Source organism: Variovorax sp. 278MFTsu5.1 (assembly GCF_048305045.1).
In the GTDB taxonomy this organism is placed as follows: domain Bacteria; phylum Pseudomonadota; class Gammaproteobacteria; order Burkholderiales; family Burkholderiaceae_C; genus Variovorax; species Variovorax guangxiensis.
On the sequence record NZ_CP157622.1, the window covers coordinates 3,887,390 to 3,912,790 of the forward strand.

Genomic DNA, 25,401 nt, shown 5'->3' on the forward strand with positions numbered 1-25,401 from the left:
CATGCGGCAGCCGCCTTGTTGGCCGGTATCCGGGCTGGCAGAACGACTCCTTGCCGCCTTCCCAGACGCCTGTTTCAGGGCATCCAGTGGCTTCGATGGAAAGGGGTTGGCGCCTTGCGGCACCGTCTGCTTGACCGTTGCGGGGGCAGCGCAGGCGGCTTCGGCCTTGTTCCGGCAAGAACCGGGGCGTTCACTCCTGCTTCCCGTTGAACTGCGCCGTGCGAACCACGGCGCGAGCACCAACGGCGGTGATTTTATGCGCTGGCCAACGGGGCTTAAGTCGAAAGTTGCGGCACCGCTAACATCGACGGCCATGATGCAGCCCGCCTCGGTCTTCCTGAATCTGCGTTCGGCGCTGCAGCGTCTCTTCGGTGTGTCGGGCTGGCAGTCGATGCTGCTGTGGTCCATCGTGGCGGGGCTGCTGGGGACGCTGGCGACCGAATTCTTCCGCGCGGCGCTGCTGGCCTTCGAGCATCTGGTGCTGGGGCCTGGCGAAGGGCTCGTGGCAATGGCCAGGCAACTGCCATGGTGGGCACGCATCGCCTGCCCCACGCTCGGCGGTCTGGTGGCGGGGCTGCTGCTGGTGCTGGCCAGGCGCGTGGCTTCGCGCAGCGCCACGTCGGACTACATGGAAGCCATCGTCCTCGGCGACGGGCGCATCCCGGTGGCGCAGACGCTGGCGCGCAGCGCGTCGTCGCTGGTGAGCATCGGCACCGGCGGCTCGATCGGGCGCGAGGGCTCGATGGTGCAACTGGCGGCGCTGGCTTCCTCGCTGCTGGGACGGGTGTTCCGCTTCCCGGCCGAACGGCTGCGGCTGCTGGTGGCCTGCGGCGCGGCGGCCGGCCTCACTGCAGCCTACAACGCGCCCATCGCGGGCGCCTTCTTCGTCGCGGAGATCGTGCTGGGCTCCATCGCGATGGAGAGCGTGGGGCCGATCATCATCGCGTCGGTGGTCGCCAACGTCGCGATGCGGGCGCTTCCGGGCTACCAGCCGCCTTACAGGATGCCGCCGTTCCCGGAGATCCACGGCACCGAGGTCGTGCTGTTCTGCGTGCTCGGCGTGCTGCTGGGCTTCGCGGCGGTGGGCTTCCTGCGTGCGCTGCAGGGCAGCCGGGCGCTGTTCTCGCGGCTGCCGCTCGCGCTGCCGTGGCGGCTGGCGCTGGGCGGGCTCGTCATGGGCGCGGTGTCGGTGCCGATGCCGGAGGTCTGGGGCAACGGCTACAGCGTGGTCAATTCGGTGCTGCACACGCCGTGGGCATGGACGCTGATCGCGATGGTGCTGCTCGCCAAAGCGGTCGCCACCATGGCAACGGCGGGCTCGGGCGCGGTGGGCGGCGTGTTCACGCCCGCGCTCTTCTTCGGCTGCATGATCGGCGCGCTCTTCGGCCAGGGTGTGCAGGCGCTGTGGCCAGCGGCGAGCTCGGCGCCTTTCGCCTACGCCATCGTCGGCATGGGCGCGTTCCTGGCGGGCGCCACGCAGGCGCCGCTGATGGCGATATTGATGATCTTCGAGATGACGCTGAGCTACCAAGTCATGCTGCCGCTGATGGCCGCGAGCGTCATCGCGTATTTCGTGGCGCGCTCGGCCAACGCGGGCTCGATGTACGAGATCACGCTGCATCGCAACGCACAGCGCGACGACCAGATGCGTCTGCGAGGCCTACACATGCGCGACCTGGTGCAGCCGGCCGAAACGGTGGTCGGCCCGCAGGCGGACCGCGAGGCGATGAGCAGGCTCTTTCTGCAGTACCCCGTGAAGTACCTGTACGTGGTGGACGCGGACAACCGCTATCTCGGCGTGGTGCCGCTCTCGTCGCTCGGCACGGCGCCGCAGGAGACGACGGCCGGCGCCCTGCTCTCGCAGGCGATCCTGCCGATCACCGCCGACACCGGGCTGGGCGAGGCGCTGCAGCGCTTCCTCGACCACCTGGGCGAGCGGCTGCCGCTGATAGAGAGCGCCGCCAACCCGGTGCTGCTGGGCGTGGTCGCCAAGAGCGCGCTGCTGGCCACCTACGTGCGGCTGAGCGAAGCCTGAAACACCTGATCGGGGGTTTGATCGGCGGGCGGCAAAGCCGCAGAATCCCGGGCACGCCGGGCGCCGCGTCCGGCCTCGGCGGGACCGCCTCCCCGGGAAACTACAATCGCCAACCATGCCCGCCTCCAGCCCCATCGACCAGATCGCCGAGCGCGTCGAACGACTGCTCGTGCGTCACGAAGAGGTGCAGCGCACCAACGCGCTGCTGCAGGAACAGGTCGATGCGCTCACGCGCGAACGCGACGCCCTGAAGTCGCGGCTCGTCGCGGCCCGCACGCGCCTCGATGCCCTGCTCGAACGGTTGCCGGCTGAACCACCTTCCGAAGATTCCCCCGCATGAAGCAGATTGAAGTACAGATCATGGGACAGAGCTATCTGCTCGGCTGCCCCGACGGCGGCGAGGCGCAGCTGCGCGAAGCCGTCGACCGCGTGGATGCCGCCATGTGCAAGATCCGCGACGCGGGAAAAGTCAAGGCCCGCGACCGCATCGCGGTGCTGGCATCGCTGAACCTGGCATTCGACCTCGCCGCGCAGCAGGCCGCCGCCACCGCGGCACCCGCGCCTGCTGCCGCGCCAGCCGATACCACAGAGACCGACCCGAAGGCTGCCCAGCTCATTCAAAGACTCGATCAGGCCCTGGCGGGCGATGGACATTTGCTCTGAGCGGGTTCCGCCGGCAGGGCTGCAGCGGTAAAATCCGAACTGTCTGCGGTGCGCGTTGGGCTTTATATGTCCTTGTTCCAATGCTCTACGGAGCCGGGCTTGGTAAATCGCTCGACGGGTGTGATCATCTCGCGTCAGATGAACCCGAAGTCCTGCTGCCCTCGCCCACCTGAACCCCGGTTCAGGATGCGAGTCCGGCGCCCACTTGCAGACACCTAATTCCGCCACGGCCCCCTGCACAAACTGCTCGGGGCCGTTGCTTTTTGCGATACAGAATTTCCGTGAACGTCTCCAGCCTGCTCGACCCCATCCTCATCGCCGAACTCGCCGCCCTCGGGCTCGGCACCGGTTTCCTCGCAGGCCTGCTGGGCATCGGCGGCGGCATGCTGATGGTGCCGTTCATCACGATCATCATGGGCCACCGCGGCGCGCCGGCCGATCTCTCGGTGAAGATGGCCATCGCGACCTCGATGGCGACCATCATCTTCACCTCGGTGTCGAGCGTGCGCGCGCACCACAAGCGCGGCGCGGTGCGCTGGGACATCGTGCGCCGGCTCGCGCCCGGCATCGTCATCGGCAGCCTGGTGGGCAGCCTGGGCGTGTTCTCGCTGCTCAAGGGCACGGCGCTGGCGATCTTCTTCGCGCTCTTCGTGGGCTTCTCGGCCACGCAGATGTTCCTCGACAAGAAGCCCGCGGCTTCGCGGCAGATGCCGGGCACGGGCGGCCAGCTTGCGGCGGGCGGCGCCATCGGCTTCATCTCGGGCCTGGTGGGCGCCGGCGGCGGCTTCATCAGCGTGCCGTTCATGACGTGGTGCAACATCTCCATCCACAACGCGGTGGCCACCAGCGCGGCGCTGGGCTTTCCGATCGCGGTGGCGAACGTGCTGGGCTATGCGGTGAGCGGACAGTCGGTGCAGGGCCTGCCGGCCGGCTCCTTCGGCTACATCTGGCTGCCCGCGCTGGCGGTGATCGCCCTGTGCAGCGTGCTGACCGCGCCGCTGGGCGCGAAGGCGGCGCACAGCCTGCCGGTGAAGAAGCTCAAGCGCGTGTTCGCGAGCATCCTCTACCTGCTGGCGGCCTACATGCTCTGGAAGGGCCTGCACGGCTGATTCCCTTCGGGCCCAAGGCCCTTGCGCAAGTGGTGCGACTCGTTGCCGCGCGCGCTGCGAGCCGTATAACGGGGCCATGAAAATCCTCATCGCAGTCGACGGCAGCGCCTACACGCAGAAGGCGCTGGCTTATCTGGTTGCCAACCGCGCGATGTTCGTGGACGGCCACGAACTGGTCATCGTGCACGTGTGCACCGGCATCTCGGGCCACGTCACGCGCCACCTCAGCAAGGAGATCGTCTCCGACTACTACGCCGAGGAAAGCGCCAAGGTGATCGACCCCGTGAAGGCGCAGCTCGCGGCACAGGGCATCGCCAACTACACGGTCGATGCGCGCCACGGCCACATCGCCGAGGAGATTCTCAAGTCGGCTGCCGCCGCGCAGGCGGGGCTGATCGTGCTGGGCACGCACGGCCACGGCATCCTCGGCCGAGCGCTGATGGGCTCCGTCGCCACCAAGGTGATCGCCGAGACGAACACCACCGTGCTGCTGGTTCAGTAAGCCGATCCTTCGATCCGTTACTGCATGCGCTGCTGCCGCCACTCGCGTGGCGAGCAGCCGAATCGCTCCCTGAACGCGCGGCTGAAGTGCGCCGCGTCGTTGAATCCCCTGCCGTAGGCGATATCGGCCACGGGACGGCCTGCCAGGCGCGGCTCCAGCAGGTCGCGGCTGCATGCCTGCAGCCTGCGCTCCCAGATGTATTGCGACGGCGTGAGCGGCTCGCTCCTGAACACGCGATGGATGTGGCTCACCGACACGCCCAGCCCGGTCGCCAGCGTGCTCACCGAGAGTGACGGATCGGCCAGTTGCTCGTCGATGCGCCGCTTCACGCGCGCGAGGTGATACGCCGCCAGATTGCTCAGCGAAGGCGCGCTCGCCGCCGGCAGCGTCTGCAGCCCCGCCACCAGGATGTTCTGCACGCCGTTGGCCACCGCGAGGGCCGAGGCCGGCTGCAGCGTGTCGATGTCCTCGCGCAGCGTGCGGATCATGCCCAGCAGCAGGTGTCCCGCGCCTTCGCGCCCCGACACGGTGGTGGCCGTCAGCGCCTCGGTGTCGCGCAACTCGCTGCGCAGGCGTTCACCGGGCAGCTTGAGCACGATCTGCTCGAATGATTCGTCGAACAGCAGTTGGTAGGGCCGCGTGCTGTCGTACAGAGCGAAATCGCCGGCCGACAGCACCGCGTCGCGGCCGTCCTGCCGCACCACGCCCTGGCCGCGCGCCTGGATGCTCACAAGGAAGTAGTCGTCGCTGGAATGCGAGATGTGCCCCGGCGTGCGCATCACCTTCTGCGGGCTCGAGGTGACGACCGACACGTCGAGCCCGGGCAACGTGTGCTGGCGGATGCTTCCCTCGAAATCGCCCGGATCGCCCTCGCGCACCGGGTCGCAACCGAGCTGCACGTAGACGTTGCAGATCATGTCGGTCCAGTAGGCGAGCCGCTGGTTGCGCGAAACGGCATCGGTGCTGAGCAGCTGGGTCATCGGATTCCTCGGAAAGCCTGGGCAACGAACGGATGCAACGCTGGAACAAGAACGCCGCCAAACCGGGTCAAGGCGTTCCGGCGGCGCGAATCTACGCTTCAAGCAACCCGCATGCCACAGCGCAAACCCGGTGACTGCGGACCACGCTTTCCAACGCCCCGTTACTTTCATTGCATCTGGAGAACCTTCATGCCGACCACCGTCCACCCCAAGCTGCGCGTTGCCGCAGCACAGGCCGCCCCCGTGTTCCTCGACCTCGACGGCACCATCGACAAGACCATCGACCTGATGGCGCAGGCCGCGAAACAGGGCGTGAAGCTCATCGCCTTTCCCGAGACCTGGGTGCCCGGCTACCCGTGGTGGATCTGGCTCGATTCGCCGGCCTGGGGCATGCAGTTCGTGCAGCGGTACCACGACAACTCGCTGGTGATCGGCTCGGCCGAGTTCGAGCGCATCGGCGAAGCCGCGCGCAGGCTCGGCATCTGGGTCTCGCTGGGCTACAGCGAGAAAGCCGCGGGCAGCCTCTACATCGCGCAGGCGCTCATCGACGACCAGGGCAATACCGTGCAGACGCGGCGCAAGCTCAAGCCCACGCACGTGGAGCGCACGGTGTTCGGTGAAGGCGACGGCTCCGACCTCGCCGTGATCCGCACGCCGCTGGGCAACATCGGCTCACTCTCGTGCTGGGAGCACCTGCAGCCGCTGAGCAAGTACGCGATGTACTCGCAGAACGAGCAGATCCACTGCGGCGCATGGCCGAGCTTCTCTCTCTACCACGGCGCGGCCTACGCGCTGGGGCCCGAGGTCAACAACGCCGCGAGCCAGGTCTACGCGGCCGAGGGCCAGTGCTTCGTGATCGCGCCCTGCGCCACCGTGTCGAAGGCCATGAGCGAGCTGATGTGCACCGACGCCGGCAAGCAGCAGATGCTGCGCACCGGCGGTGGCTACGCGCGCATCTACGCACCCGACGGCTCGCCGCTGGGCACGCCGCTGGCAGAAGACGAGGAAGGCCTGGTCGTCGCCGACATCGACCTCGGCATGATCTCGCTCGCCAAGGCCGCAGCCGACCCGAGCGGCCACTACTCGCGGCCCGATGTCACGCAGCTGCTGCTCAACAAGACGCGCCGCGAACCTGTCGTGGTGCAGCAGGCGACGTCGCCGGAGCCTGAAGCCAGCATGCCCGAGCCCGTCTCGGCTTGAGACAACGGAGGACCACCATGGAATCCGCCATCGACGAGCACCTGAAGTGCCCCCGCACGCGCCACCGCCGCGTGGAAGACGACTACGTGCCGCCCTACCCCGTGTGGTCGGCCCGCGCACCGGTCGCGGTGAGGCAGGTCGTGATGGGCTACTTCGGCGTGCAGTCGCGCGGCGCCGAAATGCAGGGCCGCGCCTGTGCCGCGCTGATGAAGATCGCGCGCGACTTCGCCCTGCCCGACGGCCCCGGCCATCACGACCTCACGCACTACGTCGACGCGCAAGGCTTCGACAACATGATCGCCATCGCCTACTGGAACGACCCCGCCGCCTACGCCCGCTGGTGCGCGACGCCCGCTGTCGACGCCTGGTGGCGCTCCGACGAACGGCTCACGGAAGGCCTCGGCTATTTCCGCGAGATCGCCTCGCCGCGCGTGGAGCACTTCGAGACCATGTTCAACACGCCCGACCGCTTCGAAGGCGTCGGCGTGGTGATGGGCGGGGTCAGCGGCGAGCTGCAGGAGCACGGCTACTGGGGTTCGATGCGCGACCGCATTCCGCTGTCGCAGACCGACGCGATGGCGCCTTCGGGCTCGCGCGCGGTGATCGCAGGCGTGCCGGCGCCGGGGCAGCGCGTGCGCATCGCGGGCCACGAGAACGTCGCGATGATCCGCTCCGGCCAGGAATGGACCGACACCACCGGCCAGGAGCGCACGCTCTACCTGCAGGACATGGAACCGGTGCTGCGCGAGGGCATGGACTTCCTGCGCGACCAGGGGCTGGGCATCGGCTGCTACAGCAACCGCTACATGCGCCACCTCGACGCGCAGAGCGCGCCGCTGCAGAAGTCGTTCGGGCTGAGCTACTGGCGCTCGCTGGCCGACATGGAACGCTGGGCCGAGTCGCACCCCACGCACGTCGCGATCTTCGGCAGCTTCATGCGCTACGTGCAGGCGCTGAACTTCCAGCTGCAGCTGCGCGTGTATCACGAGGTGTCGGTGCTCAAGGCCGACGAGCAGAGCTACGAGTACGTCAACTGCCACGCGGGCAGCGGGCTGATGAACGGACTCGCGCCAGCAGCAGTCGGGGCTTGAACCGGCTCAGGTCGCGAACAGTCCCTTGTGCTCGGTGCGCAGCAGCGCCTTCTGCACCTTGCCCATGGCATTGCGCGGCAGCTCGGGCACCACGAAGCAGCGCTTGGGAATCTTGAAGTTGGCCAGCTTCGACTTCAGCTCCGCCACGATGGCATCGCCGTCGAGCGCGGCGCCCGCCTTGGGAATGACGATGGCCACGCCCACCTCGCCGAAGTCGGGGTGCGGCACGCCGACCACGGCGCTCTCGGCCACGCCGGCCATCTCGTTGATGTAGCCCTCGATCTCGGCTGGGTACACGTTGTAGCCCCCGCTGATGATCAGGTCCTTGCTGCGCCCGACGATGGTGATGTAGCCCCGGCCGTCGATCTTGCCCACGTCGCCGGTCTTGAAGAAGCCGTCGGCGGTGAACTCCTCCTTCGTCTTCTCGGGCATGCGCCAGTAGCCCGCGAACACGTTGGGGCCGCTGACCTCGATGTTGCCGATCTCGTCGGTGGTGCAGTCGCGGCCGCTGTCGTCGCGAACGCGCAACTGCACGCCAGGCAGCGCGAAGCCGACGGTGCCGCCGCGGCGCTCTCCCTGCTCGGGCCGGTAGGGGTTGGAGGTGAGCATGACCGTCTCGCTCATGCCGTAGCGCTCGAGAATGGTGTGGCCGGTGCGCTCGCGCCATTCGTCGAAGGTCTCGATGAGCAGCGGCGCCGAGCCCGCGATGAACAGCCGCATGTTGCGCACCGCCTCGCGCGTGAGCCCCGGCTCGGCCAGGAGGCGAACGTACAGCGTGGGCACGCCCATGAACACGGTCGCCTCGGGCAGCTTCTGCGCGACGCGCTTCGGGTCGAACTTGGCGAACCACAGGATCTTGCTGCCGTTGAGCAGCGCGCCGTGCAGCGCGACGAACAGGCCGTGCACGTGGAAGATGGGCAGCGCGTGGATCAGCACGTCGCCCTCGGTCCAGCCCCAGTAGTCCTTCAGCACCTCGGCGTTCGACAGCAGGTTGCCGTGCGTGAGCATCGCGCCCTTGCTGCGGCCGGTGGTGCCGCTGGTGTAGAGGATGGCGGCCATGTCGTCGGCCTTGCGCTTTGCCGGCACGTGCTGGTCGCTGCACCGGGCGGCCACGTCGAGCAGCGAGCCGGTGCGGTCGTCGTCCAGCGTGAAGACGTGCCTGGTGCCCGCTGCGGTGGCGATGGGCGCGACCCACGACGCGTTGCGGCTGGTGCATACCACCACAGCCGGCTCGGCGTTGCCGATGAAGTATTCGATCTCGGCGCTCTGGTAGGCGGTGTTCAGCGGCAGGAACACATAGCCCGCGCGCAGCGTGGCGAGGTACAGCAGCATGGCCTCGACCGACTTCTCGACCTGCACCGCGATGCGCGCACCCTTCTCCAGCCCGAGGGCGTCGAGCAGGTTGGCGATCATGGCGCTGGCGCGTTCGAGGTCGCGCCAGGAATAGAACAGGCCGCTGTCGGTTTCGACGGCGATGGCGTCGAGGTCGGCGGGAAAGGCCGCGCGCAGGGCGGCGAACAGGTTGGCGTTGGCGGACTTCTTCATTCGGACGATTGCTTGGCTTCAGAAATTCGGGGTGCGCTTGGCAAGGAAGGCGGCGATGCCCTCGCGGTGCTCCACGGAATCGGCGTAATCGTAGGCGGTGGCCAGCAGGCCGTGGGCCGAGGGAGCGCCGGCACGCAGCACGGCGAAGGTGGCCTTGTGCAGGCGCGCGGCCTGCGGGGAGAGTGCTGCGATGTGCTCGGCGTGCGACTGGGCGGCGAGCGGCACTTCGTTGTCGGGCAGCACCTGCAGCAAAAAGCCCGCGTCGTACAGGCGCTGCGCGCCATGCACGCCGGCGGCCAGCAGCATGTCGCGCGCGAGCACGTCGCCGATGGCGCCATGCACCAGCGCGGCTTCGCGCGGCGCCATCGGGAAACCGAGCTTGGCGATGGGCGCGCCGAACCTCGCGGAGGCGCCGGCCAGGCGGATGTCGCAGCAGCTCGCGATCTCGATGCCCGCGCCCATGCAGGCGCCCTCGATTTGCGCGACCAGCGGCAGCGGGCAATCGAGCATCGCCTGCAGCGCAGCCCAGACCTCGTTCTCGTGGAACTCGCGCAGGCTGGGCTCGCTGAAGCGGAACGACGGGTACTCGGAAATGTCGCCGCCCGCGCAGAAGGCGCCGCCCTCGCCGCGCACGATCACGCAGCGCAGGGCGCTGTCGCCATCGCTGCGCAGGCCGTCGAACACCGCACGCAGTTCACGCCACATGGCGCGCGTCATGGCGTTGAGGCGCCCCGCGTTCGACAGCGTGACGATCGCGATGGCGCCGTCGTGGCGCAGGGAGATGGCGCTTCCAGCGGTCATTCGAGCTTGGCGCCCGAGGCCTTCACCACCGCGGCCCAGCGCTTGATCTCGGCATTGACGAAGCTGCCGTAGGCAGTGGTGGTGAGGTTCGGGATCTCGGAACCGTTCTGGGCCCAGATGCCCTTGAGGTCGTCGGTGGCCAGCGACTTCTTCATGTCGTCGATGGCGCGCGTCTGCGTGTCGGCCGGCGTGCCCTTGGGCGCCCACAGGCCGTACCAGGTGGTCACGGTGTACTCGGGCAGGCCCACCTCGGCGGCGCAGGGCACGTCGGGGAAGGCCGGGTTGCGCTTGGTGCCGGCCACCATCAGCGCCTTGATGCGGCCGCTCTTGATGTGCTGCGCCGAGGAACCCAGGCCGTCGAACATCAGGTCGACGTTGCCCGAGATCAGGTCCGACAGCGCCGGGCCCGCGCCGCGGTACGGAATGTGGGTGATGAAAGTGCCGGTCTGGATCTTGAAGAGCTCGCCCGCCAGGTGGTGCGAGGTGCCCGAGCCGGCCGAGCCGTAGTTGAACTTGCCGGGGTTGCGCTTCACCAGCGCGATGAATTCCTGGATGGTGTTGGCCTGCACGCGCTTGGGGTTGATGACCACCACCTGCGGCACGTTGGCCAGCAGCATCAGCGGCACGAAGTCTTTCTCGATGTCGTAGTCGAGCTTGGGGTAGATGGACGGCGCGATCGCGTGGTGCACCGCGCCCATGAAGAGCGTGTAGCCATCGGCCGGCGCCTTGGCGGCGATGCTCGCGCCCAGCGTGCCCCCTGCCCCGCCGCGGTTGTCGATGACCAACGTCTGGCCCGCCACGCGCGAGAACTGCCCCGACAGCGGCCGAGCGAAGGCATCAGTGCCGCCGCCGGCCGGGAACGGCACGATCATCGTCACGGGCTTCGTCGGCCAGCCCTGCTGGGCCCGCGCGGCGCCGCACAGTACGGCCGCACCGGCGGCGGCCACGCGCAGTACGTCGCGGCGCTGAAAGCTTGGGTTCATTTGTCTCATCTCCTGTGTGTCGTTGTGGATCTTGCCGCCCCGTGCGGCTGCCGGCCTTGGGTGCACCGGCTCCTTGCTCTGCTTCGACTTTCTCTTTTGCGGACTTCAGCCTTTTTTGAAATACAGGCTTTCGACGTCTCCCGATACGGCCACCTTGCCCTCGGCCAGCCAGGTGCGGTGCTTGTCCAGGCGCTTGAGGTCATAGAGGTAGTTGACCATGAGTCCGTAGGACTGCTTCTGTCCCTTGGCCGACGGATCGCCCGCCCAGTTCAGGCGCTCGACGCGCGCGCCGTTGCCAAGGTGGAAGCGTGCCACCGGATCGGCCGGCGTGCCGTCGACCAGCGCGCGGCCAAGGTACTCGGCGGCCGCCTGCATCAGCCACTGGCGCAGCGGCGACTTGGCGTCGAGGCTCGCGGCGCCGTCCACCGCGGCGAGCAGGCGCTCCGCCGTGGGCGGCACCGAGCCGACGAGGCGGCCCAGTTCGGCCTCGCGCTTTTCGTCCAGGCGCGGCAGCAGGTCGCCGGCGTTCTTCGCGAGCCAGGTGCGAAAGCCCGGAATCGGCGAGAGCGTGGCGAAGGTCTTCAGGCGCGGAAGCTCGTCCTGCAGCGTCTCGACAACGCGCTTGATGAGCGAATCGCCGAAGCTCACGCCGCGCAGGCCGTTCTGCGTGTTGCTGATCGAATAGAAGATGGCGGTGGTGGCCCGTGCGGCAGGCACCGGCACGGCGGCTTCGTCGAGCAGCGGCGTGATGCCGGCGCTGATGCGGTCGACCAGCGCCACCTCGACGAAGATGAGCGGCTCGTTGGGCAGGCGCGGATGGAAGAAGCCGTAGCAGCGGCGGTCGCTGTCGTCGAGCCGGTTCTTCACGTCGGACCAGCTCTTGATGTCGTGCACCGCTTCGTAGCGAATGAGCTTCTCGATCAGCGAGGCCGGCGAATCCCAGTCGATGCGGCGCAGTTCGAGGAAGGCGACGTCGAACCAGGTGGAGAAGAGCTGTTCGAGCTCTGCGTCGAGCGCGAGCAGGCGCTTGTCGGCCTTCAGGCAAGGCAGCAGGTCGGCGCGCAGGTCCACGAGAAAGCGCATGCCCTCGGGCTCCACCGCGAAGCGCTGCAGCAGGCGCATGCGCGGCGACACCAGCGCGCGACGCAGGCGCAGTTCGGCCTGGCCCTCGTCGGGCGTGCCGACGGCCGCCTGGTGCTGGTCGCGCGCGGTCTTGAGCTTTTGCGCATCGGCGGCGAAATGCTCGCTCATGAGCGCCCAGTAGTCGCGGCGCTCGTCGGGCGTGGCGGCTCGGTAGGCGTCGGCAATGGCATGGGCGCGGCGGCCGCCCTCGACTTCGCTCACACGCGGGTCGATCACCGCCTGCAGGTCGGCCAGCACGCGGCGCAGCGCACGCGGCGACAGGGCCTCGTCGGCCTTGCGCAGCGTGGCCTGCAGGCGCTCGGCGGTCGGGCGGGCGCTGGGCTTGGGCGCGTTCTTCGATGCGCTCTTCGCCGCGCCTTCGGGCGCTACCGGCACTTTGGATTTTTCGCCAGAACGCAGCCGCGCCTGGAACCATTCGGTCGCACTCATCGGGGCACTCCAATGCTCGTAAGGATCGTCACGACATCACCCTGGACTTCTGCTGGCGCGCGACCTCGCGCAGCGCCTCGCGCTGGCGTGTCAGGTGTGTGCGCATGGCGGCGTCGGCGCCTTCGCTGTCGCGCGCCTTCAGCGCCGCGAACACGGCCAGGTGCTCCGACAGGCTCTGGTCGAGCCGCCCGGGCGCATGCAGTTGCTGCAGGCGCGCGAGCTTGAGGATCTTGCGCAGGTCGCCGATCACCTGCGCCAGCCACTTGTTGTCGGCCAGCTTGATGATCGCCTCGTGGATGATGTGATTGGTGGCGTAGTAGTCGTTGATGCGCTTGGCCCTGGCGTGGCGCACGAGGCGCTCGTGCAGTGCGTCGAGCTCCTGCAGCTCGGCGTCGCTGGCGTTGCGGGCCGCCTCGTAGGCGCAGCGGCCTTCGAGCAGCGCGATGACGGGGAAGATCTCGTCGAGATCGCGCTCGGTCACCTCGTTGACGAAGCAGCCGCGCCGCGGCTCATGCCGCAGCAGGCCTTCGGCGGTGAGCACCTTGAGCGCTTCGCGCAGCGGCGTGCGGGAGATCGAGAGCCGCTCGCACAGCGCCGTTTCGTCGACGAAGCTGCCGGGGGCCAGGGAGCCGTCGAAGATCTGCTCGCGCAGCGTGGCGGCGACTTCGTCGTGCAGGGAGTTGGGAACCAGGCGCATGGGATCAGGACCGCATAATTTCCTGTAATTACGCGTAATTCTGAGCCCGACATCCGCCCGGCGCAAGTGCCGCGCGTCGAATGTGCGGCGGGTAGTTACCCTTAAGACAAAGGGCCCGAAGGGCCCCTTTGTGAAAGCTCAGGCCCGCGCGGCACTGGCCGCTTTGCCACCGGTGCGGCCGAACCAGAACCAAAGCGCGATGCCCGTAACGATCATCGGGATGCTCAGCCACTGCCCCTGGCTCAGGTCGAGCGCACGCAGGCCGAGGAAGTCGTCGGGCTCGCGGAAATACTCGGCCACGAAGCGCAGCACGCCGTAGCCGATGAGGAACACCGAGGCCACCTGCCCCTGCTTGCGCTCCTTGCGCGCGTAGAGCCACATCACGACGAAAAGCAGCAACCCCTCCAGCAGGAACTGGTAGACCTGCGAGGGATGGCGCGGCAGCATCGACCCGCTCTGCGGGAACACCATGCCCCAGGGCAGATCGGGGCTGCTGAAGCGCCCCCACAACTCGCCATTGATGAAGTTGCCCACGCGGCCGGCCGCGAGGCCCGTCGGCACGCAGGGCGAGACGAAGTCCATCACCTGCCAGAACGGCCGCTTGCGCGAGTGCGAGAACCACACCATCGCGCCGATCACGCCGAGCAGACCGCCGTGGAAGCTCATGCCGCCCTGCCACACATAGAGGATTTCGAGCGGGTGCGTGAGATAGAACTCGGGCTTGTAGAAGAGGCAGTAGCCCAGCCGCCCGCCGACGATGACGCCCATCACGCCGAGGAAAAGAATGTCCTCGATGTCCCGGCGTTGCCACACGCCAGCATCCACCAGCCTGCGGAACGGCTCGTGCCGGAGGCGGCGCGTGCCGAGGAAGTAGAACAGCGCAAACGCGGCCAGGTAGGTCAGGCCGTACCAGTGGACGGCCACCGGCCCGATTTGCAGGGCGATGGGGTCGATATGCGGATACATGAGCATCCGCGGATTGTGCCCCGGCCCGATGTCACGGCCGGGTCGGGGCTATTCGGGCCGGGCTAGCGCCCGAACTTCCACCATACGAGCGCCGCCACCACGGCCGGCACCGCGAAGACCAGCAGGAAGATCGGCAGCTCCTCGGCCACCGAATACCCGGCCTTGATCACGCCCACGGCCATGTTGATGCCCGCGCCGACGAACCACGCCGGAATGAACCACTTGGCCGCGACGGCCAGCGCCGCCGGGGAGCCGTCGCCCAGCAGGCGCCCGGCCAGCAGGAACACCACCAGCAGCACGAAGCCGCCGCCCATCACCATGATCGTGTGCATGTCGTCTTTCCTCCTGGCGGCATCTTGCCCGATCAACGCGTGGTGTAGCCGCCGTTCGCGAAGATCGTCTGCCCGGTGATCCACCAGCCTTCGGTGACCAGGAAGCGCACGATGGGCGCAATGTCCTCGATGTCGGTCAGGCCCTTCTTCGAGAACTTGCTGAGCGCGGCGGCGCTGCTGTGGTACTCCACGGCCTCCTTGCTCTCCTGGCCGTAGAAGAACGGCGTGTCCATGGGCCCGGGGCCGATGGCGTTGACCGAGATGCCGCGCTCGCCGAACTCCTTCGACGCGGCGCGCGTGTAGTGCTCCACGGCCGCCTTCGAGCCCGGATAGATCGCATAGAACGGCGTGTAGGCCGCCAGCAGCGAGCTCACCAGCGTGACGATGCTGCCGCCGTCCGCCATCGCGCGGCCGGCCTGCTGGATGAAGAAGAAGGCAGCCTTGGCGTTGGCGTCGAAGCTCTTGTCGTAGTCGGCCTCGGTGACCTCGAGGATCGGCTTCTTGATGACCACGCCGGCCGTATTGATGGCGATGTCGACCTGGCCGAAGTGCTTCACCGCCTTGTCGAACAGGCCGACGCAGTTCTCGACCACCGAGAGGTCGCCCTGCACCAGCAGCGTGTCGGCGCCCTGCGCCTTGAGCTCGGCGGCGGTCTTCTCCGCATCGGCGCGCGAGGCGTCGCTGTTGTAGTGGATGGCGATGCCCCGGGCGCCGCCGTCGACCAGCTGGTGGCCGATAAGGGCGCCGAGGTTCTTGCCGCCGCCGGCGATGACGGCGACCTTGTTCTTGAGCGTACGTGCGGACATGGATGGACTCCTTGGTTGAAGCGTGGATGTGTGACTGGAGCGGCCAGTCTATTGATCGGCTTCAAACTGATAAATAGGCCATCCGAAGCTAGACTGTTCAGGATTTCACGAGCAATTCGTTCTTCTTCCATGGACCGCATCGACCTCCTCCAGGTCTTCGTTCGCGTGGCCGAAACCGGCAGCTTCACGCGCGCCGCCGACCGCCTGGGCCTGCCGCGCGCCAGCGTCTCCACGGCGGTGCAGCAGCTCGAAACCCGCCTCGGCTCGCGCCTGCTGCACCGGACCACGCGCCGCGTCGGCCTCACGCCCGATGGTGAGGTGATGCTGGAGCGCGCCCGTGCGCTGGTGGCCGACATGGAGGACATGGAGCAGCAGTTCCTGCCCGCGCGCGGCCAGGTCAGCGGACGCCTGAAGGTCGACGTGCCCAGCCGCATCGCGCGGCGCCTGATCGCACCGGCGCTGCCGGACTTCTTCGCGCTCCATCCGGCCATCGAGCTCGAACTCGGCTCCAGCGACCGCGCCGTCGATCTCGTGCTCGAAGGCATCGACTGCGCACTGCGCGTCGGCCCGCTGGCCAACAGCAGCCTCGTGGCGCGGCCGCTCGGCCACTTCACACTCATCAACTGCGCGAGCCCCGCCTACCTGGAACGCCACGGCACGCCGCGCACGCCGGCCGACCTGCCGGAGCACGTGGCCGTCAACTACGCCTCGCCGACCAGCGGCCGGGCCGCGCCATGGGAATGGCTGCGCGACGGCGAGACCTCCACCCTGCGCATGCGCAGCCAGGTGGCGGCGAACAACGCCGAGACCTACATCGCCTGCGCGCTGGCGGGGCTGGGCCTGATCCAGATCCCGGCCTACGACGTGCGCGAACACCTCGCGGCCGGCGAACTGGTCGAAGTGCTGCCCGACGCGCGCGCCGAGCCGCTGCCCGTGCAGCTGGTGTACCCGCACCGGCGCAACCTGTCGCGGCGCATGCAGGCTTTCGTGGGTTGGCTCGAAACGGTGCTGGCCGACGCGCTCGACAAGCCGGCCCAACCCACCGGCGGACGCGCACGCAAGGCCCGCTAGACCTCGTCGCGCCGCTTCGGCTCCGCTCCCCGCTCGCGCACGAAGGCGACGAAGCGTTCGAGCGCCGGGTTAGCCGCGCCCTCGGGCCACACCAGGCTGGTTTCGCATCCGGGCAACTCCGGCGCGCTGCGCCGCCGCGCGGCCGGCGCGAACTCCTCGGCGCGGCGATACACCACGCCCGCCCGACGGAACTGCGTGACGCTCTCGGGCACCCAGGCCACGCCGATGCCGCCCGAGACGAGGTTCACGATGGTCTGCATCTGTATCGCCTCCTGCCCGAGCTGCGGCGTGCGGCCGGCCGCGTGGTACAGGTCGAAGATGGCATCGTGCAGCGAAGGCACGATGCGGCGCGGAAAGATCACCAGGGGCTCGGCGAGCACGTCGGCCAGCAGCAGCCGGTCGGTGCGCGCCAGCGGGTGACGCTCGGGCAGGGCCAGCACCAGCGGCTCCTGCGACACGGCGAGGCGCGCCAGGCCCGGCGGCGCGGCACCGGGCGAATGCAGCATCAGGCCGGCGTCGATCTCGCCGCGCGCGAAGGCCTCGAGCTGCACGTCGCCGGTGGCCTCGACCAGCTCCAGCGCCACCTCGGGGCACAGCACGCGGAATTCGCGCACCCAGGCGGGAAGTTGCTCGAAGCCCACCGTCGAGACGAAGCCGATGCGCACCCGCCCGACCTGCCCCGCCGCCGCGGCACGGGCCCTTGCGGGCAGCGCTGCGGCGCGCGCCAGCAGCTCCCGCACGTCGGGCAGCAGCGCCTCGCCCGCCGGCGTGAGCGCCACGCGCCGGCGGGTGCGGTCGAACAGCACCACGCCGAGCGTCTTCTCGAGCTGCGCGATGGCCTGCGTGACCGGCGGCTGCGTCATGTGCAGCCGCTGCGCGGCGCGGCCGAAGTGCAGCTCTTCGGCCACGGCGACGAACTGGCGCCAGGCGCGCAGGTCGATGAGGGCTTCATTCATATGCCGAGCATATCAATCTGCAATTGAAAATGGATTGGAAGCAATCAATCAGAAGTCCGATACTTGGACCCCCACCCGATCTCCCCACGACAGAAGAGACACCATGGACACCAAGCCAATCCAGATCAACCGCCGCAGCGCCAACATCGTCGAAGGCAAGAGCCGCGCCCCCAACCGCTCGATGTTCTACGCCATGGGCTACGAGGAAGGCGACTTCAAGAAGCCGATGGTCGGCGTCGCCAACGGCCACAGCACCATCACGCCCTGCAACTCGGGCCTGCAGAAGCTGGCCGACGCGGCCATCGCCGGCATCGAGGAAGCCGGCGGCAACGCGCAGGTGTTCGGCACCCCCACCATCTCCGACGGCATGGCCATGGGCACCGAGGGCATGAAGTACTCGCTGGTGAGCCGCGAAGTCATCTCCGACTGCATCGAGACCTGCGTAGGCGGCCAGTGGATGGACGGCGTGCTGGTGGTCGGCGGCTGCGACAAGAACATGCCCGGCGGCATGATGGGCATGCTGCGCGCCAACGTGCCCGCCATCTACGTCTACGGCGGCACCATCCTCCCCGGCAAGTACAAGGGCCAGGACCTCAACATCGTCAGCGTGTTCGAGGCCGTGGGCCAGAACGCCGCCGGCAACATGAGCGACGAGGACCTGAAGGAAATCGAGAAGCGCGCCATTCCCGGCACCGGCTCGTGCGGCGGCATGTACACCGCCAACACCATGTCGAGCGCCTTCGAGGCGCTGGGCATGTCGCTGCCCTACTCGTCGACCATGGCGAACCCGCATGACGAGAAGCAGAACTCGGCCAAGGAATCGGCCAAGGTGCTGATCGAGGCAATCAAGAAGGACCTGAAGCCGCGCGACATCGTGACCAAGAAGGCCATCGAGAACGCCGTGGCCGTCATCATGGCCACGGGCGGCTCGACCAACGCGGTGCTGCATTTCCTGGCAATCGCGCATGCGGCGGGCGTGGACTGGTCCATCGACGACTTCGAGCGCATGCGCAAGAAGGTCCCGGTGATCTGCGACCTGAAGCCCTCGGGCAAGTACCTCGCGGTCGACCTGCACCAGGCTGGTGGCATTCCGCAGGTGATGAAGGTGCTGCTGAACGCGGGCCTGCTGCACGGCGACTGCATCACCATCAGCGGCCAGACCATCGCCGAGGTACTGAAGGACGTGCCGGACGTGCCGCGCGCCGACCAGGACGTGATCCGCACCATCGACAACCCGATGTATGAAGAAGGCCATCTCGCCATCCTGAAGGGCAACCTGTCGCCCGAGGGCGCGGTCGCCAAGATCACCGGCCTGAAGAACCCGGTCATCACCGGCCCGGCGCGAGTGTTCGACGACGAGCAGTCGGCGCTCAAGGCGATCCTCGACGGCAAGATCAAGGCCGGCGACGTGATGGTGCTGCGCTACCTCGGCCCCAAGGGCGGCCCGGGCATGCCAGAGATGCTGGCGCCGACCGGCGCGCTGATCGGCGCAGGTCTCGGCGAGAGCGTCGGCCTCATCACCGACGGCCGCTTCTCCGGCGGCACCTGGGGCATGGTGGTGGGCCACGTCGCGCCCGAGGCGGCTGCCGGCGGCACCATCGCCTTCGTGAACGAGGGCGACTCGATCACCATCGACGCACACCAGCTCAAGCTCGAACTGAACGTGCCCGAGGCCGAGATCGCCAAGCGCCGCGAAGGCTGGAAGGCGCCGGCTCCGCGCTACACGCGCGGCGTGCAGGCGAAATTCGCGTTCAACGCATCGAGCGCCAGCTCGGGCGCAGTGCTCGACAAGTTCTGAGATCGCTCGCTCAAGCAGCCATCATCCACGCGCCGTAGCCGAAGGCCAGAAAGCCCAGGCCCACGATGGCGAGGATGCTGCGCGACTGGAAATCCATCGCCGGCGGCAGGCTCTGCACCAGAAAGTGCAGGATCGCGCCGGCGCCGATGGTGATGAAGCCGGCGCCGAACTGCTTCATCGGGCTCGGGTCCGGATAGAGGAACACGAGCGCGAAGCCGGCCAGGAAGACCAGGTTGGCGAGCACGGTGCCGCGCGTACGCCAGCGCTTCTGGCCAGGGGTGGGTTCGCGCAACTCCGGCCGCACGTAAGCGCCCTGTTTCTCGCGCGCCTCCCTGCGCGCCATGCCGATGAAGAACAGGCCGAACATCATGGGAAAGGCACCGAAGATGCCGAGCCCCCAGACGCCGCCCCACATGTTCTGAAAATCAGCCACCAGTGCCTGCGCGGGGTCGGCCACGCGGTAGCGCACTTCGACCGGGTCGCCCCATTCCTTGTCCGCAAGGCCGCCGCCAAGGCCCTTGACGCGGCGCTTCTGGCCATCGGGCGTGACGTATTCGACGACCGGCGCGCGCGAGACTGTGACGCGGCCTTTGCTGTCCTTGCTCTGCTCGTCCACGAACTCGACGAGGCTGCCCTGCACACTGGCGGTGCCGGCGATCGACTGGTAGCGGCTCCAGCCCAGCGAAGCCGCGCCGTACAGGCCGGCGCAGCCGATGAGCAAGGCGCCCACGCCCACACCCCAGAAGAAGTTAGTGCGCCACCCCACGAGCCCGCCGATGGCCGGGCCGAGCAGCAGCGAAAGCCCGAAGACGATCAGCGCGCGGGTGGTGGCTTCCTCGTCCATGGCACTTCAGCGCGGTGCATGCGGTGCGGGACTTCGGCAGATGGCGAAGGAAAAGGCTCAGCGGCGCGGGCGCTGCCCGTTGCTGGTCTTCATGCCCATGTTGGTCTTCTGCCGGTCGATGCGCTCCTGCCGGCGCCGGTTTTCACGTTCGACGACCTTGCGCTTGGTATAGCCCGACGAATCGGCCCAGGCCCACCATGCCACGGCCATCGCGAACGGCGACAGCACGATCCACCAGCTCCATGTGGCGACCATGCCGATCTCGAAATACTTGAGGGCCAGAGCAAGCAGGCCCAATCCCAGAAACCACATCGCGAATCCCTCAGGGTTGTATTGGCAACGCTTCCGGCGCCGTGCACGGCGCTACCTACAATCGCGTTGAGTCGAATGTAACTCAGCCTTTAACAATTACACCCCATGAAAAGAGTCTTGCTGCCGGCAGTCCTGGGCCTCGGCCTCACCGCACTCGCCGCGCCCGCCTTCGCCGACCTGGCGCTGGCGACCTCGAAGAACTGCATGAGCTGCCACGCGGTCGAGCGCAAGGTGCTCGGCCCCTCGTTCAAGGACGTGGCCGCCAAGTACAAGGACGACAAGGGTGCCGTCGACACCCTCGCCAGCAAGATCATGAAGGGTGGCTCCGGCGTGTGGGGACCGGTGCCGATGCCGGCGAACAACCAGGTCAGCGAAGCCGACGCGAAGAAGCTAGCGGCCTGGGTGCTGTCGACGAAGTAAGCCCCGGAAAGCTCAGGCCTGCGGATTGATGTCCGCGGGCACCGGACGGCGCTCGATGCGGTCCTCGAGCTGGCCGATGTGAGCGGCCAGCGTGTTGTCGGTCTGGTCCGAGCGCAGCCGGATCGCCGTCTCGAGCTGCTCCAGCCGCGCCAGGATCGCCGTCTGGCGATCGGCGTTCTGCGCCATGTGCTTGTTCTCCTGCGCCTCCAGGAAGTTGCGCAGCTCGGTGAAGCGCGAAGCTTCCGCCTTGTCGGCCAGGTCGCGCTGGACTTGCATTTCCTTGGTGTGGCGCTTGGCGTCGATCAGCACCGAGCTGTGCAGGTACAGCACATAGACGAGGAAGAAGGCCGCCAGCACAGCGGTCAGCCCCAGCATGATGAGGCCCAGCGGGGCCGAGACGGTCATGAAGCCCAGCCACACGTCGGTGGGCGTGGACAGCGTGCCCCAGTTGAGCGCGGCAAGCGCCACGATCAGCAGCACGACGACAAAAAGAAAAGCGGATCTCACGCCCATTGCAGGCCTCCTTCGGAAAGATCGAACACATCTGGAACCCGCGCGCTTCGAGGCGCGCGGTGATCCAATGGTTTTACCTCAGCGAAGAGCCCCGTTCGGCGCAAATGGCCGCATAAACGGCCATGTCCTACAGCACTATTGCACTGCTGGTCAGTTCGTCTGCGACAACTGCTCCAGGATCGCAGGGTTCTGCCGGCACATCACATCGCTGCGCGATATGAGTGCCGTCTTCACCTGCTCGCGTGCTCTTCGCACGCACCGGCCTGCGGCCGGATCCCGGATCAGTTCGTCTGCGACAACTGCTCCAGGATCGCAGGGTTCTGCCGGCACATCACATCGCTGCGCGATATGAGTGCCGTCTTCACCTGCTCGCGTGCTCTTCGCACGCACCGGCCTACGGCCGGATCCCGGATCAGTTCGTCTGCGACAACTGCTCCAGGATCGCAGGGTTCTCCAGCGTCGATGTGTCCTGCGTGATCGCCTCGCCCTTGGCGATGCTGCGCAGCAGGCGCCGCATGATCTTTCCGCTGCGGGTCTTGGGCAGGTTGTCGCCGAAGCGGATGTCCTTGGGCTTGGCGATCGGGCCGATTTCCTTGGCGACCCAGTTGCGCAGCTCGTTGGCGATCTGCTTGGCTTCCTCGCCGGTCGGGCGGGCGCGCTTGAGCACGACGAAGGCGCACACGGCCTCGCCCGTCACGTCGTCGGGGCGGCCCACCACGGCGGCTTCGGCCACGAGGTCGGTCTTGGCGACCAGCGCGGATTCGATTTCCATGGTGCCCAGACGGTGGCCCGACACGTTCAGCACGTCGTCGATGCGGCCGGTGATGCGGAAGTAGCCGCGGTCGGCGCTGCGCACCGCGCCGTCGCCCGCGAGGTAGATCGTGCCGCCCATCTCCTCGGGGAAGTAGCTCTTCTTGAAGCGCTCGGGGTCGTTCCAGATCGTGCGGATCATCGAGGGCCAGGGCCGCTTGATGACCAGCATGCCGCCCGCGCCGTTGGGCAGGTCCTTGCCGGTCTCGTCGACGATGGCGGCCATGATGCCCGGCAACGGCAGCGTGCACGAGCCCGGCACCAGCGGCGTGGCGCCCGGCAGCGGCGTGATGACGTGGCCGCCGGTCTCGGTCTGCCAGAAGGTGTCGACGATGGGGCAGCGCTCGCCGCCCACATTGCGGTGGTACCACATCCACGCTTCGGGATTGATCGGCTCGCCGACCGAGCCGAGGATGCGCAGGCTGGTGAGGTCCCAGTTCTTCGGATGCACCTTCTCGTCACCGTCGGCCGCCTTGATGAGCGAGCGGATCGCGGTGGGCGCCGTGTAGAACACACTGACCTTGTGCTTCTCGATCATCTGCCAGAAGCGGCCCGCGTGCGGGAAGGTCGGGATGCCCTCGAACACCACCTGCGTCGCGCCGGCCGCGAGCGGGCCGTAGGCGACGTAGGTGTGGCCGGTGATCCAGCCGATGTCGGCGGTGCACCAGAACACGTCTTCGGGGCGGATGTCGAAGGTCCAGTCCATCGTGAGCTTCGCCCACAGCAGGTAGCCGCCGGTGGCGTGCTGCACGCCCTTGGGCTTGCCGGTGGAGCCCGAGGTGTAGAGGATGAAGAGCGGATGCTCGGCGTTGACCGCCACGGGCGCGCACTCGGTGCCCTGCCCCTTCAGCGCCTCGGTGAAGGTGATGTCGCGGCCCTCGACGCGGTTCCACGCGGTGGGCGTGCGCTCGTACACGAACACGGTCTTGATCGACTCGCAGCCGCCCAGCGCGATGCCGTCGTCCACGATGGCCTTCAGCGGCAGTTCCTTGCCGCCGCGCAGCTGGTAGTTGGCCGTGATGACCGCCACCGCGCCCGCGTCGATGATGCGCTCCTGCAGCGCCTTGGCCGAGAAGCCGCCGAACACCACGCTGTGGGTGGCGCCGATGCGCGCGCAGGCCTGCATGGCGACGACGCCCTCGATGGTCATCGGCATGTAGACGATGACGCGGTCGCCCTTCTTGATGCCGCGAGCCTTGAGCGCGTTGGCGAACTGGCTCACGCGCGCGAGCAGTTCCTTGTAGGTGACCTTGGTGACGGTGCCATCGTCGGCTTCGAAGACGATGGCGGTCTTGTTCTCGACCGGGGTGCCGATGTGCCTGTCGAGGCAGTTGGCGCTGGCGTTGAGCTCGCCGTCGCCGAACCACTGGTAGAACGGCGCGTTCGATTCGTCGAGCGTCCTCGTGAAGGGCTTGGTCCAGTTCAGGTTGTCCTTCGCAAGGCGGGTCCAGAAACCCTCGAAGTCCTGCTCGGCTTCCTTGCACAGGGCCTCGTAGGCGGCCATGCCGGAAATGCGCGCGCCCTGCGTGGCGCGGGCGTCCGGCGGGAAGACGCGGTTCTCGACCAGGACGGATTCAATGTTCTTCGATGCGCTGCTGCTCATGCTCTTTGTCTCCAGGATGGGTGCGGCCGTACTGTCGGCGGGCCCACTTACGGGTCACTGACGGTCGCCATGTTAGAGCCTGTTCGATGGCCCTCTCGGGGTTATCACGAGTGCGTCACCGGGACGCCCCTAGAATTCCCGGTCCTCCACAACCGCACTGCAGATGTCTGCTCCCGACCCTTTCGACACCCGGAACCCGCCCGTACCGCGCCGTGGTTCGCCGCTTCGCCCCCTGCCCAAGCTGATCTTCGCGAGCCGCTGGCTGCAGCTGCCGCTGTACCTGGGCCTGATCGTGGCGCAGGCGGTGTACGTGGTGCACTTCCTGGTCGAGCTACTGCACCTGGTGGAGGCCGCCTTCGGCTCCAAGGAGGCGCTGCAGGCGCTGATCACCAGCATCGGCTACAAGACCACGGCCCCCGTGGGCACGCTCAACGAGACGGTCATCATGCTCGTGGTGCTCGCGCTCATCGACGTGGTGATGATCTCCAACCTGCTCATCATGGTGATCGTGGGCGGCTACGAGACCTTCGTGAGCCGAATGGACCTCGAAGGCCACCGCGACCAGCCCGAGTGGCTGAGCCACGTGAACGCCTCGGTGCTCAAGGTGAAGCTGGCCACGGCCATCATCGGCATCAGTTCGATCCACCTGCTGAAGACCTTCATCAACGCCGACAACTACACCGACCGCGTGCTGATCGCGCAGACCGTGATCCACATCGCGTTCCTGTTCTCGGCGATGGCCATCGCCTACACCGACCGGTTGATGGCGCCCGCCCATCCGCCGGCAGACCCGCACTGACCTCTTCTAGCCCCGGCCCTGGCCTGCCTGCGATGCAATGTCCCAGGCGGGCGGGTCGGTGAAGCGCTCGGCAAGAAAGTCGAGCATCGTGCGCAGCGTGGCCGGCATGTGCTTGCGCGAGGCGTAGACCGCGTACATGCCCACCACCTGCGGCTCGAAATCGGGAAAGAGCGGCACCAGTTCCCCGCCATTCACCCGCTCCGCGGTCAGGTAGGTCGGCAGCATCGCGATGCCCGCGCCGGCGGCTGCCAGCGACATCAGACTGACCGCGTCGTTGGCCGACACGTTCCCATCGACTGCGACCGACACCGGCTCGCCGTCGCTCTTTCGCGTGAAGTTCCAGAGGCTGCGGCCGAAGTAGGAATGCGTGAGGCAGTTGCGCTGCGCCAGCTCGTCCACGCGCTGCGGATGCCCGTGCCGGGCCAGATAGACCGGCGAGGCGCACACCACGGAGCGGCAGGTCGTGAGCCGACGGGCGATGAGGTTGGGATCGATCTCGGCCGCCGTGCGGATCGCCAGGTCGATGCGCTCGTCGACGAGGTTCACGGTGCGGTCGAGCAGCACCAGGTCGACCATCACGGCCGGATAGAGCCGCACGTAATCCGCGATCGCATCGGCAAGCTGCGCCTGCGCGAACGATGTGCCGGTGGTGATTCGAAGCTGCCCGCGCGGTGCCTCGGCCGGATGGCGCACCGCGGCCTGCATGTCGCCGGTGAGCTCGAGAACCTGGCGGCAGCGCGGCAGCAGTTCCTCGCCGGCCGCCGTAAGGCTCAGGCGGCGCGTCGTGCGATGCAGCAGCCGGGCACCGGTCCATTGCTCCAGCTCGGCCACGTAGCGCGTGACCACCGGGCGGGACATGTCGAGCTTCTCGGCCGCGGCCGAAAGACTGCCCGAATCGACCACCGCCACGAACACGCGCATTGCATTCAATCGATCCATTCGAACGATTTTAGGAATAAACAAGCGCGCAAATCGAGGTATTTCTTTCGAAAC

General features: G+C 67.7%; 26 protein-coding genes and 1 riboswitch. Of the genes, 11 read left to right on the forward strand and 15 right to left on the reverse strand.

What is annotated here, in order from left to right; genetic code table 11:
- Nucleotides 1-2: 2 nt before the first annotated feature.
- Nucleotides 3-259: riboswitch (cobalamin riboswitch) on the reverse strand.
- Between the two features lie 54 nt (nucleotides 260-313).
- The 5 genes from ABL844_RS18085 to ABL844_RS18105 all read left to right on the forward strand — a co-directional run bounded on the left by ABL844_RS18085 (nucleotide 314) and on the right by ABL844_RS18105 (nucleotide 4,309).
- Nucleotides 314-2,035 (forward strand): ClcB-like voltage-gated chloride channel protein, encoded by a 1,722-nt coding sequence (locus tag ABL844_RS18085; RefSeq protein ID WP_418128394.1) that lies wholly within the window; start codon nucleotides 314-316, stop codon nucleotides 2,033-2,035.
- A gap of 115 nt (nucleotides 2,036-2,150) precedes the next feature.
- Nucleotides 2,151-2,375 (forward strand): hypothetical protein, encoded by a 225-nt coding sequence (locus tag ABL844_RS18090; RefSeq protein WP_019652365.1) that lies wholly within the window; start codon nucleotides 2,151-2,153, stop codon nucleotides 2,373-2,375.
- Nucleotides 2,372-2,698, forward strand: a complete 327-nt coding sequence (locus tag ABL844_RS18095) for a cell division protein ZapA (RefSeq protein WP_418116639.1) — start codon at nucleotides 2,372-2,374, stop codon at nucleotides 2,696-2,698. Before ABL844_RS18090 ends, ABL844_RS18095 begins: the two co-directional genes overlap by 4 nt.
- A 281-nt stretch (nucleotides 2,699-2,979) precedes the next feature.
- Nucleotides 2,980-3,807: a sulfite exporter TauE/SafE family protein gene (locus ABL844_RS18100; RefSeq protein WP_418128396.1), complete on the forward strand. Its 828-nt coding sequence runs from the start codon at nucleotides 2,980-2,982 to the stop codon at nucleotides 3,805-3,807.
- Nucleotides 3,808-3,883: 76 nt separating this feature from the next.
- Nucleotides 3,884-4,309 (forward strand): universal stress protein, encoded by a 426-nt coding sequence (locus tag ABL844_RS18105; RefSeq protein WP_126023949.1) that lies wholly within the window; start codon nucleotides 3,884-3,886, stop codon nucleotides 4,307-4,309.
- Nucleotides 4,310-4,326: 17 nt separating this feature from the next.
- Here ABL844_RS18105 and ABL844_RS18110 read toward each other — a convergent pair whose 3' ends face one another.
- Entirely contained in the window at nucleotides 4,327-5,289 is a 963-nt protein-coding gene (locus ABL844_RS18110; protein ID WP_184637472.1) for a helix-turn-helix domain-containing protein, read from the reverse strand.
- 189 nt (nucleotides 5,290-5,478) lie between these two features.
- On the opposite strand from ABL844_RS18110, the gene ABL844_RS18115 reads away from it, so the two are divergent.
- Together ABL844_RS18115 and ABL844_RS18120 are read left to right on the forward strand one after the other, a co-directional pair.
- Nucleotides 5,479-6,489: a carbon-nitrogen hydrolase family protein gene (locus ABL844_RS18115; RefSeq protein WP_418128397.1), complete on the forward strand. Its 1,011-nt coding sequence runs from the start codon at nucleotides 5,479-5,481 to the stop codon at nucleotides 6,487-6,489.
- 17 nt (nucleotides 6,490-6,506) lie between these two features.
- Nucleotides 6,507-7,580: a phenylacetaldoxime dehydratase family protein gene (locus ABL844_RS18120; RefSeq protein WP_418128398.1), complete on the forward strand. Its 1,074-nt coding sequence runs from the start codon at nucleotides 6,507-6,509 to the stop codon at nucleotides 7,578-7,580.
- A gap of 6 nt (nucleotides 7,581-7,586) precedes the next feature.
- Here the strand turns inward: ABL844_RS18120 and ABL844_RS18125 are convergent, their stop codons facing one another.
- The 8 genes from ABL844_RS18125 to ABL844_RS18160 all read right to left on the reverse strand — a co-directional run bounded on the left by ABL844_RS18125 (nucleotide 7,587) and on the right by ABL844_RS18160 (nucleotide 15,282).
- Nucleotides 7,587-9,125 carry a malonate--CoA ligase gene (locus tag ABL844_RS18125; protein WP_418128399.1) on the reverse strand — a complete coding sequence of 513 codons (1,539 nt, stop codon included), beginning with the start codon at nucleotides 9,123-9,125 and terminating at the stop codon, nucleotides 7,587-7,589.
- A gap of 18 nt (nucleotides 9,126-9,143) precedes the next feature.
- Nucleotides 9,144-9,926 carry an enoyl-CoA hydratase/isomerase family protein gene (locus ABL844_RS18130; RefSeq protein ID WP_418128400.1) on the reverse strand — a complete coding sequence of 261 codons (783 nt, stop codon included), beginning with the start codon at nucleotides 9,924-9,926 and terminating at the stop codon, nucleotides 9,144-9,146.
- Nucleotides 9,923-10,909 (reverse strand): Bug family tripartite tricarboxylate transporter substrate binding protein, encoded by a 987-nt coding sequence (locus ABL844_RS18135; protein WP_126023943.1) that lies wholly within the window; start codon nucleotides 10,907-10,909, stop codon nucleotides 9,923-9,925. The genes ABL844_RS18130 and ABL844_RS18135 overlap by 4 nt, the downstream gene beginning before the upstream one ends.
- A gap of 105 nt (nucleotides 10,910-11,014) precedes the next feature.
- Nucleotides 11,015-12,481: a malonyl-CoA decarboxylase gene (locus ABL844_RS18140; RefSeq protein WP_126023942.1), complete on the reverse strand. Its 1,467-nt coding sequence runs from the start codon at nucleotides 12,479-12,481 to the stop codon at nucleotides 11,015-11,017.
- A gap of 28 nt (nucleotides 12,482-12,509) precedes the next feature.
- Entirely contained in the window at nucleotides 12,510-13,178 is a 669-nt protein-coding gene (locus tag ABL844_RS18145) for a GntR family transcriptional regulator (RefSeq protein ID WP_184637460.1), read from the reverse strand.
- 138 nt (nucleotides 13,179-13,316) lie between these two features.
- On the reverse strand, nucleotides 13,317-14,150 hold the full coding sequence (gene lgt, locus ABL844_RS18150; protein ID WP_418128401.1) for a prolipoprotein diacylglyceryl transferase: 834 nt from the start codon (nucleotides 14,148-14,150) through the stop codon (nucleotides 13,317-13,319).
- Between the two features lie 56 nt (nucleotides 14,151-14,206).
- Nucleotides 14,207-14,476 carry a hypothetical protein gene (locus tag ABL844_RS18155; protein ID WP_418128402.1) on the reverse strand — a complete coding sequence of 90 codons (270 nt, stop codon included), beginning with the start codon at nucleotides 14,474-14,476 and terminating at the stop codon, nucleotides 14,207-14,209.
- A gap of 32 nt (nucleotides 14,477-14,508) precedes the next feature.
- The gene (locus tag ABL844_RS18160) at nucleotides 14,509-15,282 is read right to left on the reverse strand and encodes an SDR family oxidoreductase (RefSeq protein ID WP_418128404.1); all 774 of its coding nucleotides are present in this window, start codon (nucleotides 15,280-15,282) and stop codon (nucleotides 14,509-14,511) included.
- A 129-nt stretch (nucleotides 15,283-15,411) separates the two neighbouring features.
- On the opposite strand from ABL844_RS18160, the gene ABL844_RS18165 reads away from it, so the two are divergent.
- On the forward strand, nucleotides 15,412-16,353 hold the full coding sequence (locus ABL844_RS18165; RefSeq protein WP_184637456.1) for a LysR family transcriptional regulator: 942 nt from the start codon (nucleotides 15,412-15,414) through the stop codon (nucleotides 16,351-16,353).
- Here ABL844_RS18165 and ABL844_RS18170 read toward each other — a convergent pair.
- Nucleotides 16,350-17,309, reverse strand: a complete 960-nt coding sequence (locus ABL844_RS18170; protein WP_418128405.1) for a LysR family transcriptional regulator — start codon at nucleotides 17,307-17,309, stop codon at nucleotides 16,350-16,352. The two genes, ABL844_RS18165 and ABL844_RS18170, sit on opposite strands and share 4 nt — an antisense overlap.
- 103 nt (nucleotides 17,310-17,412) lie before the next feature.
- Between ABL844_RS18170 and ilvD the strand changes: the two genes are divergently transcribed.
- A complete protein-coding gene (gene ilvD / locus ABL844_RS18175) occupies nucleotides 17,413-19,107 on the forward strand; it encodes a dihydroxy-acid dehydratase (protein WP_126023935.1) in 1,695 nt (564 codons plus the stop codon).
- A gap of 10 nt (nucleotides 19,108-19,117) precedes the next feature.
- Here the strand turns inward: ilvD and ABL844_RS18180 are convergent, their stop codons facing one another.
- Nucleotides 19,118-19,951, reverse strand: a complete 834-nt coding sequence (locus tag ABL844_RS18180; protein ID WP_418128406.1) for a DUF3592 domain-containing protein — start codon at nucleotides 19,949-19,951, stop codon at nucleotides 19,118-19,120.
- Nucleotides 19,952-20,008: 57 nt separating this feature from the next.
- The gene (locus tag ABL844_RS18185; RefSeq protein WP_126023933.1) at nucleotides 20,009-20,263 is read right to left on the reverse strand and encodes a TIGR04438 family Trp-rich protein; all 255 of its coding nucleotides are present in this window, start codon (nucleotides 20,261-20,263) and stop codon (nucleotides 20,009-20,011) included.
- Between the two features lie 105 nt (nucleotides 20,264-20,368).
- Between ABL844_RS18185 and ABL844_RS18190 the strand changes: the two genes are divergently transcribed.
- A complete protein-coding gene (locus ABL844_RS18190; protein ID WP_126023932.1) occupies nucleotides 20,369-20,683 on the forward strand; it encodes a c-type cytochrome in 315 nt (104 codons plus the stop codon).
- 12 nt (nucleotides 20,684-20,695) lie between these two features.
- Here ABL844_RS18190 and ABL844_RS18195 read toward each other — a convergent pair whose 3' ends face one another.
- The gene (locus tag ABL844_RS18195; RefSeq protein ID WP_126023931.1) at nucleotides 20,696-21,196 is read right to left on the reverse strand and encodes a LapA family protein; all 501 of its coding nucleotides are present in this window, start codon (nucleotides 21,194-21,196) and stop codon (nucleotides 20,696-20,698) included.
- A 412-nt stretch (nucleotides 21,197-21,608) separates the two neighbouring features.
- Entirely contained in the window at nucleotides 21,609-23,609 is a 2,001-nt protein-coding gene (gene acs / locus ABL844_RS18200; RefSeq protein ID WP_418128407.1) for an acetate--CoA ligase, read from the reverse strand.
- Between the two features lie 163 nt (nucleotides 23,610-23,772).
- Between acs and ABL844_RS18205 the strand changes: the two genes are divergently transcribed.
- Nucleotides 23,773-24,408: a YqhA family protein gene (locus tag ABL844_RS18205; protein WP_126182026.1), complete on the forward strand. Its 636-nt coding sequence runs from the start codon at nucleotides 23,773-23,775 to the stop codon at nucleotides 24,406-24,408.
- A gap of 6 nt (nucleotides 24,409-24,414) precedes the next feature.
- On the opposite strand, the gene ABL844_RS18210 is transcribed toward ABL844_RS18205, so the two are convergent.
- Nucleotides 24,415-25,347 carry a LysR family transcriptional regulator gene (locus ABL844_RS18210; protein ID WP_184637444.1) on the reverse strand — a complete coding sequence of 311 codons (933 nt, stop codon included), beginning with the start codon at nucleotides 25,345-25,347 and terminating at the stop codon, nucleotides 24,415-24,417.
- Nucleotides 25,348-25,401: the final 54 nt, after the last annotated feature.

Bases quoted from the DNA above. Each gene is read 5' to 3' on its own strand.
- ABL844_RS18085 (WP_418128394.1), top strand. From the start codon at position 314: ATGATGCAGCCCGCCTCGGTCTTCCTGAATCTGCGTTCGGCGCTGCAG.
- ABL844_RS18090 (WP_019652365.1), top strand. From the start codon at position 2,151: ATGCCCGCCTCCAGCCCCATCGACCAGATCGCCGAGCGCGTCGAACGA.
- ABL844_RS18095 (WP_418116639.1), top strand. From the start codon at position 2,372: ATGAAGCAGATTGAAGTACAGATCATGGGACAGAGCTATCTGCTCGGC.
- ABL844_RS18105 (WP_126023949.1), top strand. From the start codon at position 3,884: ATGAAAATCCTCATCGCAGTCGACGGCAGCGCCTACACGCAGAAGGCG.
- ABL844_RS18110 (WP_184637472.1), bottom strand. From the start codon at position 5,289: ATGACCCAGCTGCTCAGCACCGATGCCGTTTCGCGCAACCAGCGGCTC.
- ABL844_RS18115 (WP_418128397.1), top strand. From the start codon at position 5,479: ATGCCGACCACCGTCCACCCCAAGCTGCGCGTTGCCGCAGCACAGGCC.
- ABL844_RS18120 (WP_418128398.1), top strand. From the start codon at position 6,507: ATGGAATCCGCCATCGACGAGCACCTGAAGTGCCCCCGCACGCGCCAC.
- ABL844_RS18125 (WP_418128399.1), bottom strand. From the start codon at position 9,125: ATGAAGAAGTCCGCCAACGCCAACCTGTTCGCCGCCCTGCGCGCGGCC.
- ABL844_RS18130 (WP_418128400.1), bottom strand. From the start codon at position 9,926: ATGACCGCTGGAAGCGCCATCTCCCTGCGCCACGACGGCGCCATCGCG.
- ABL844_RS18135 (WP_126023943.1), bottom strand. From the start codon at position 10,909: ATGAACCCAAGCTTTCAGCGCCGCGACGTACTGCGCGTGGCCGCCGCC.
- ABL844_RS18140 (WP_126023942.1), bottom strand. From the start codon at position 12,481: ATGAGTGCGACCGAATGGTTCCAGGCGCGGCTGCGTTCTGGCGAAAAA.
- ABL844_RS18145 (WP_184637460.1), bottom strand. From the start codon at position 13,178: ATGCGCCTGGTTCCCAACTCCCTGCACGACGAAGTCGCCGCCACGCTG.
- lgt (WP_418128401.1), bottom strand. From the start codon at position 14,150: ATGCTCATGTATCCGCATATCGACCCCATCGCCCTGCAAATCGGGCCG.
- ABL844_RS18155 (WP_418128402.1), bottom strand. From the start codon at position 14,476: ATGCACACGATCATGGTGATGGGCGGCGGCTTCGTGCTGCTGGTGGTG.
- ABL844_RS18160 (WP_418128404.1), bottom strand. From the start codon at position 15,282: ATGTCCGCACGTACGCTCAAGAACAAGGTCGCCGTCATCGCCGGCGGC.
- ABL844_RS18165 (WP_184637456.1), top strand. From the start codon at position 15,412: ATGGACCGCATCGACCTCCTCCAGGTCTTCGTTCGCGTGGCCGAAACC.
- ABL844_RS18170 (WP_418128405.1), bottom strand. From the start codon at position 17,309: ATGAATGAAGCCCTCATCGACCTGCGCGCCTGGCGCCAGTTCGTCGCC.
- ilvD (WP_126023935.1), top strand. From the start codon at position 17,413: ATGGACACCAAGCCAATCCAGATCAACCGCCGCAGCGCCAACATCGTC.
- ABL844_RS18180 (WP_418128406.1), bottom strand. From the start codon at position 19,951: ATGGACGAGGAAGCCACCACCCGCGCGCTGATCGTCTTCGGGCTTTCG.
- ABL844_RS18185 (WP_126023933.1), bottom strand. From the start codon at position 20,263: ATGTGGTTTCTGGGATTGGGCCTGCTTGCTCTGGCCCTCAAGTATTTC.
- ABL844_RS18190 (WP_126023932.1), top strand. From the start codon at position 20,369: ATGAAAAGAGTCTTGCTGCCGGCAGTCCTGGGCCTCGGCCTCACCGCA.
- ABL844_RS18195 (WP_126023931.1), bottom strand. From the start codon at position 21,196: ATGGGCGTGAGATCCGCTTTTCTTTTTGTCGTCGTGCTGCTGATCGTG.
- acs (WP_418128407.1), bottom strand. From the start codon at position 23,609: ATGAGCAGCAGCGCATCGAAGAACATTGAATCCGTCCTGGTCGAGAAC.
- ABL844_RS18205 (WP_126182026.1), top strand. From the start codon at position 23,773: ATGTCTGCTCCCGACCCTTTCGACACCCGGAACCCGCCCGTACCGCGC.
- ABL844_RS18210 (WP_184637444.1), bottom strand. From the start codon at position 25,347: ATGGATCGATTGAATGCAATGCGCGTGTTCGTGGCGGTGGTCGATTCG.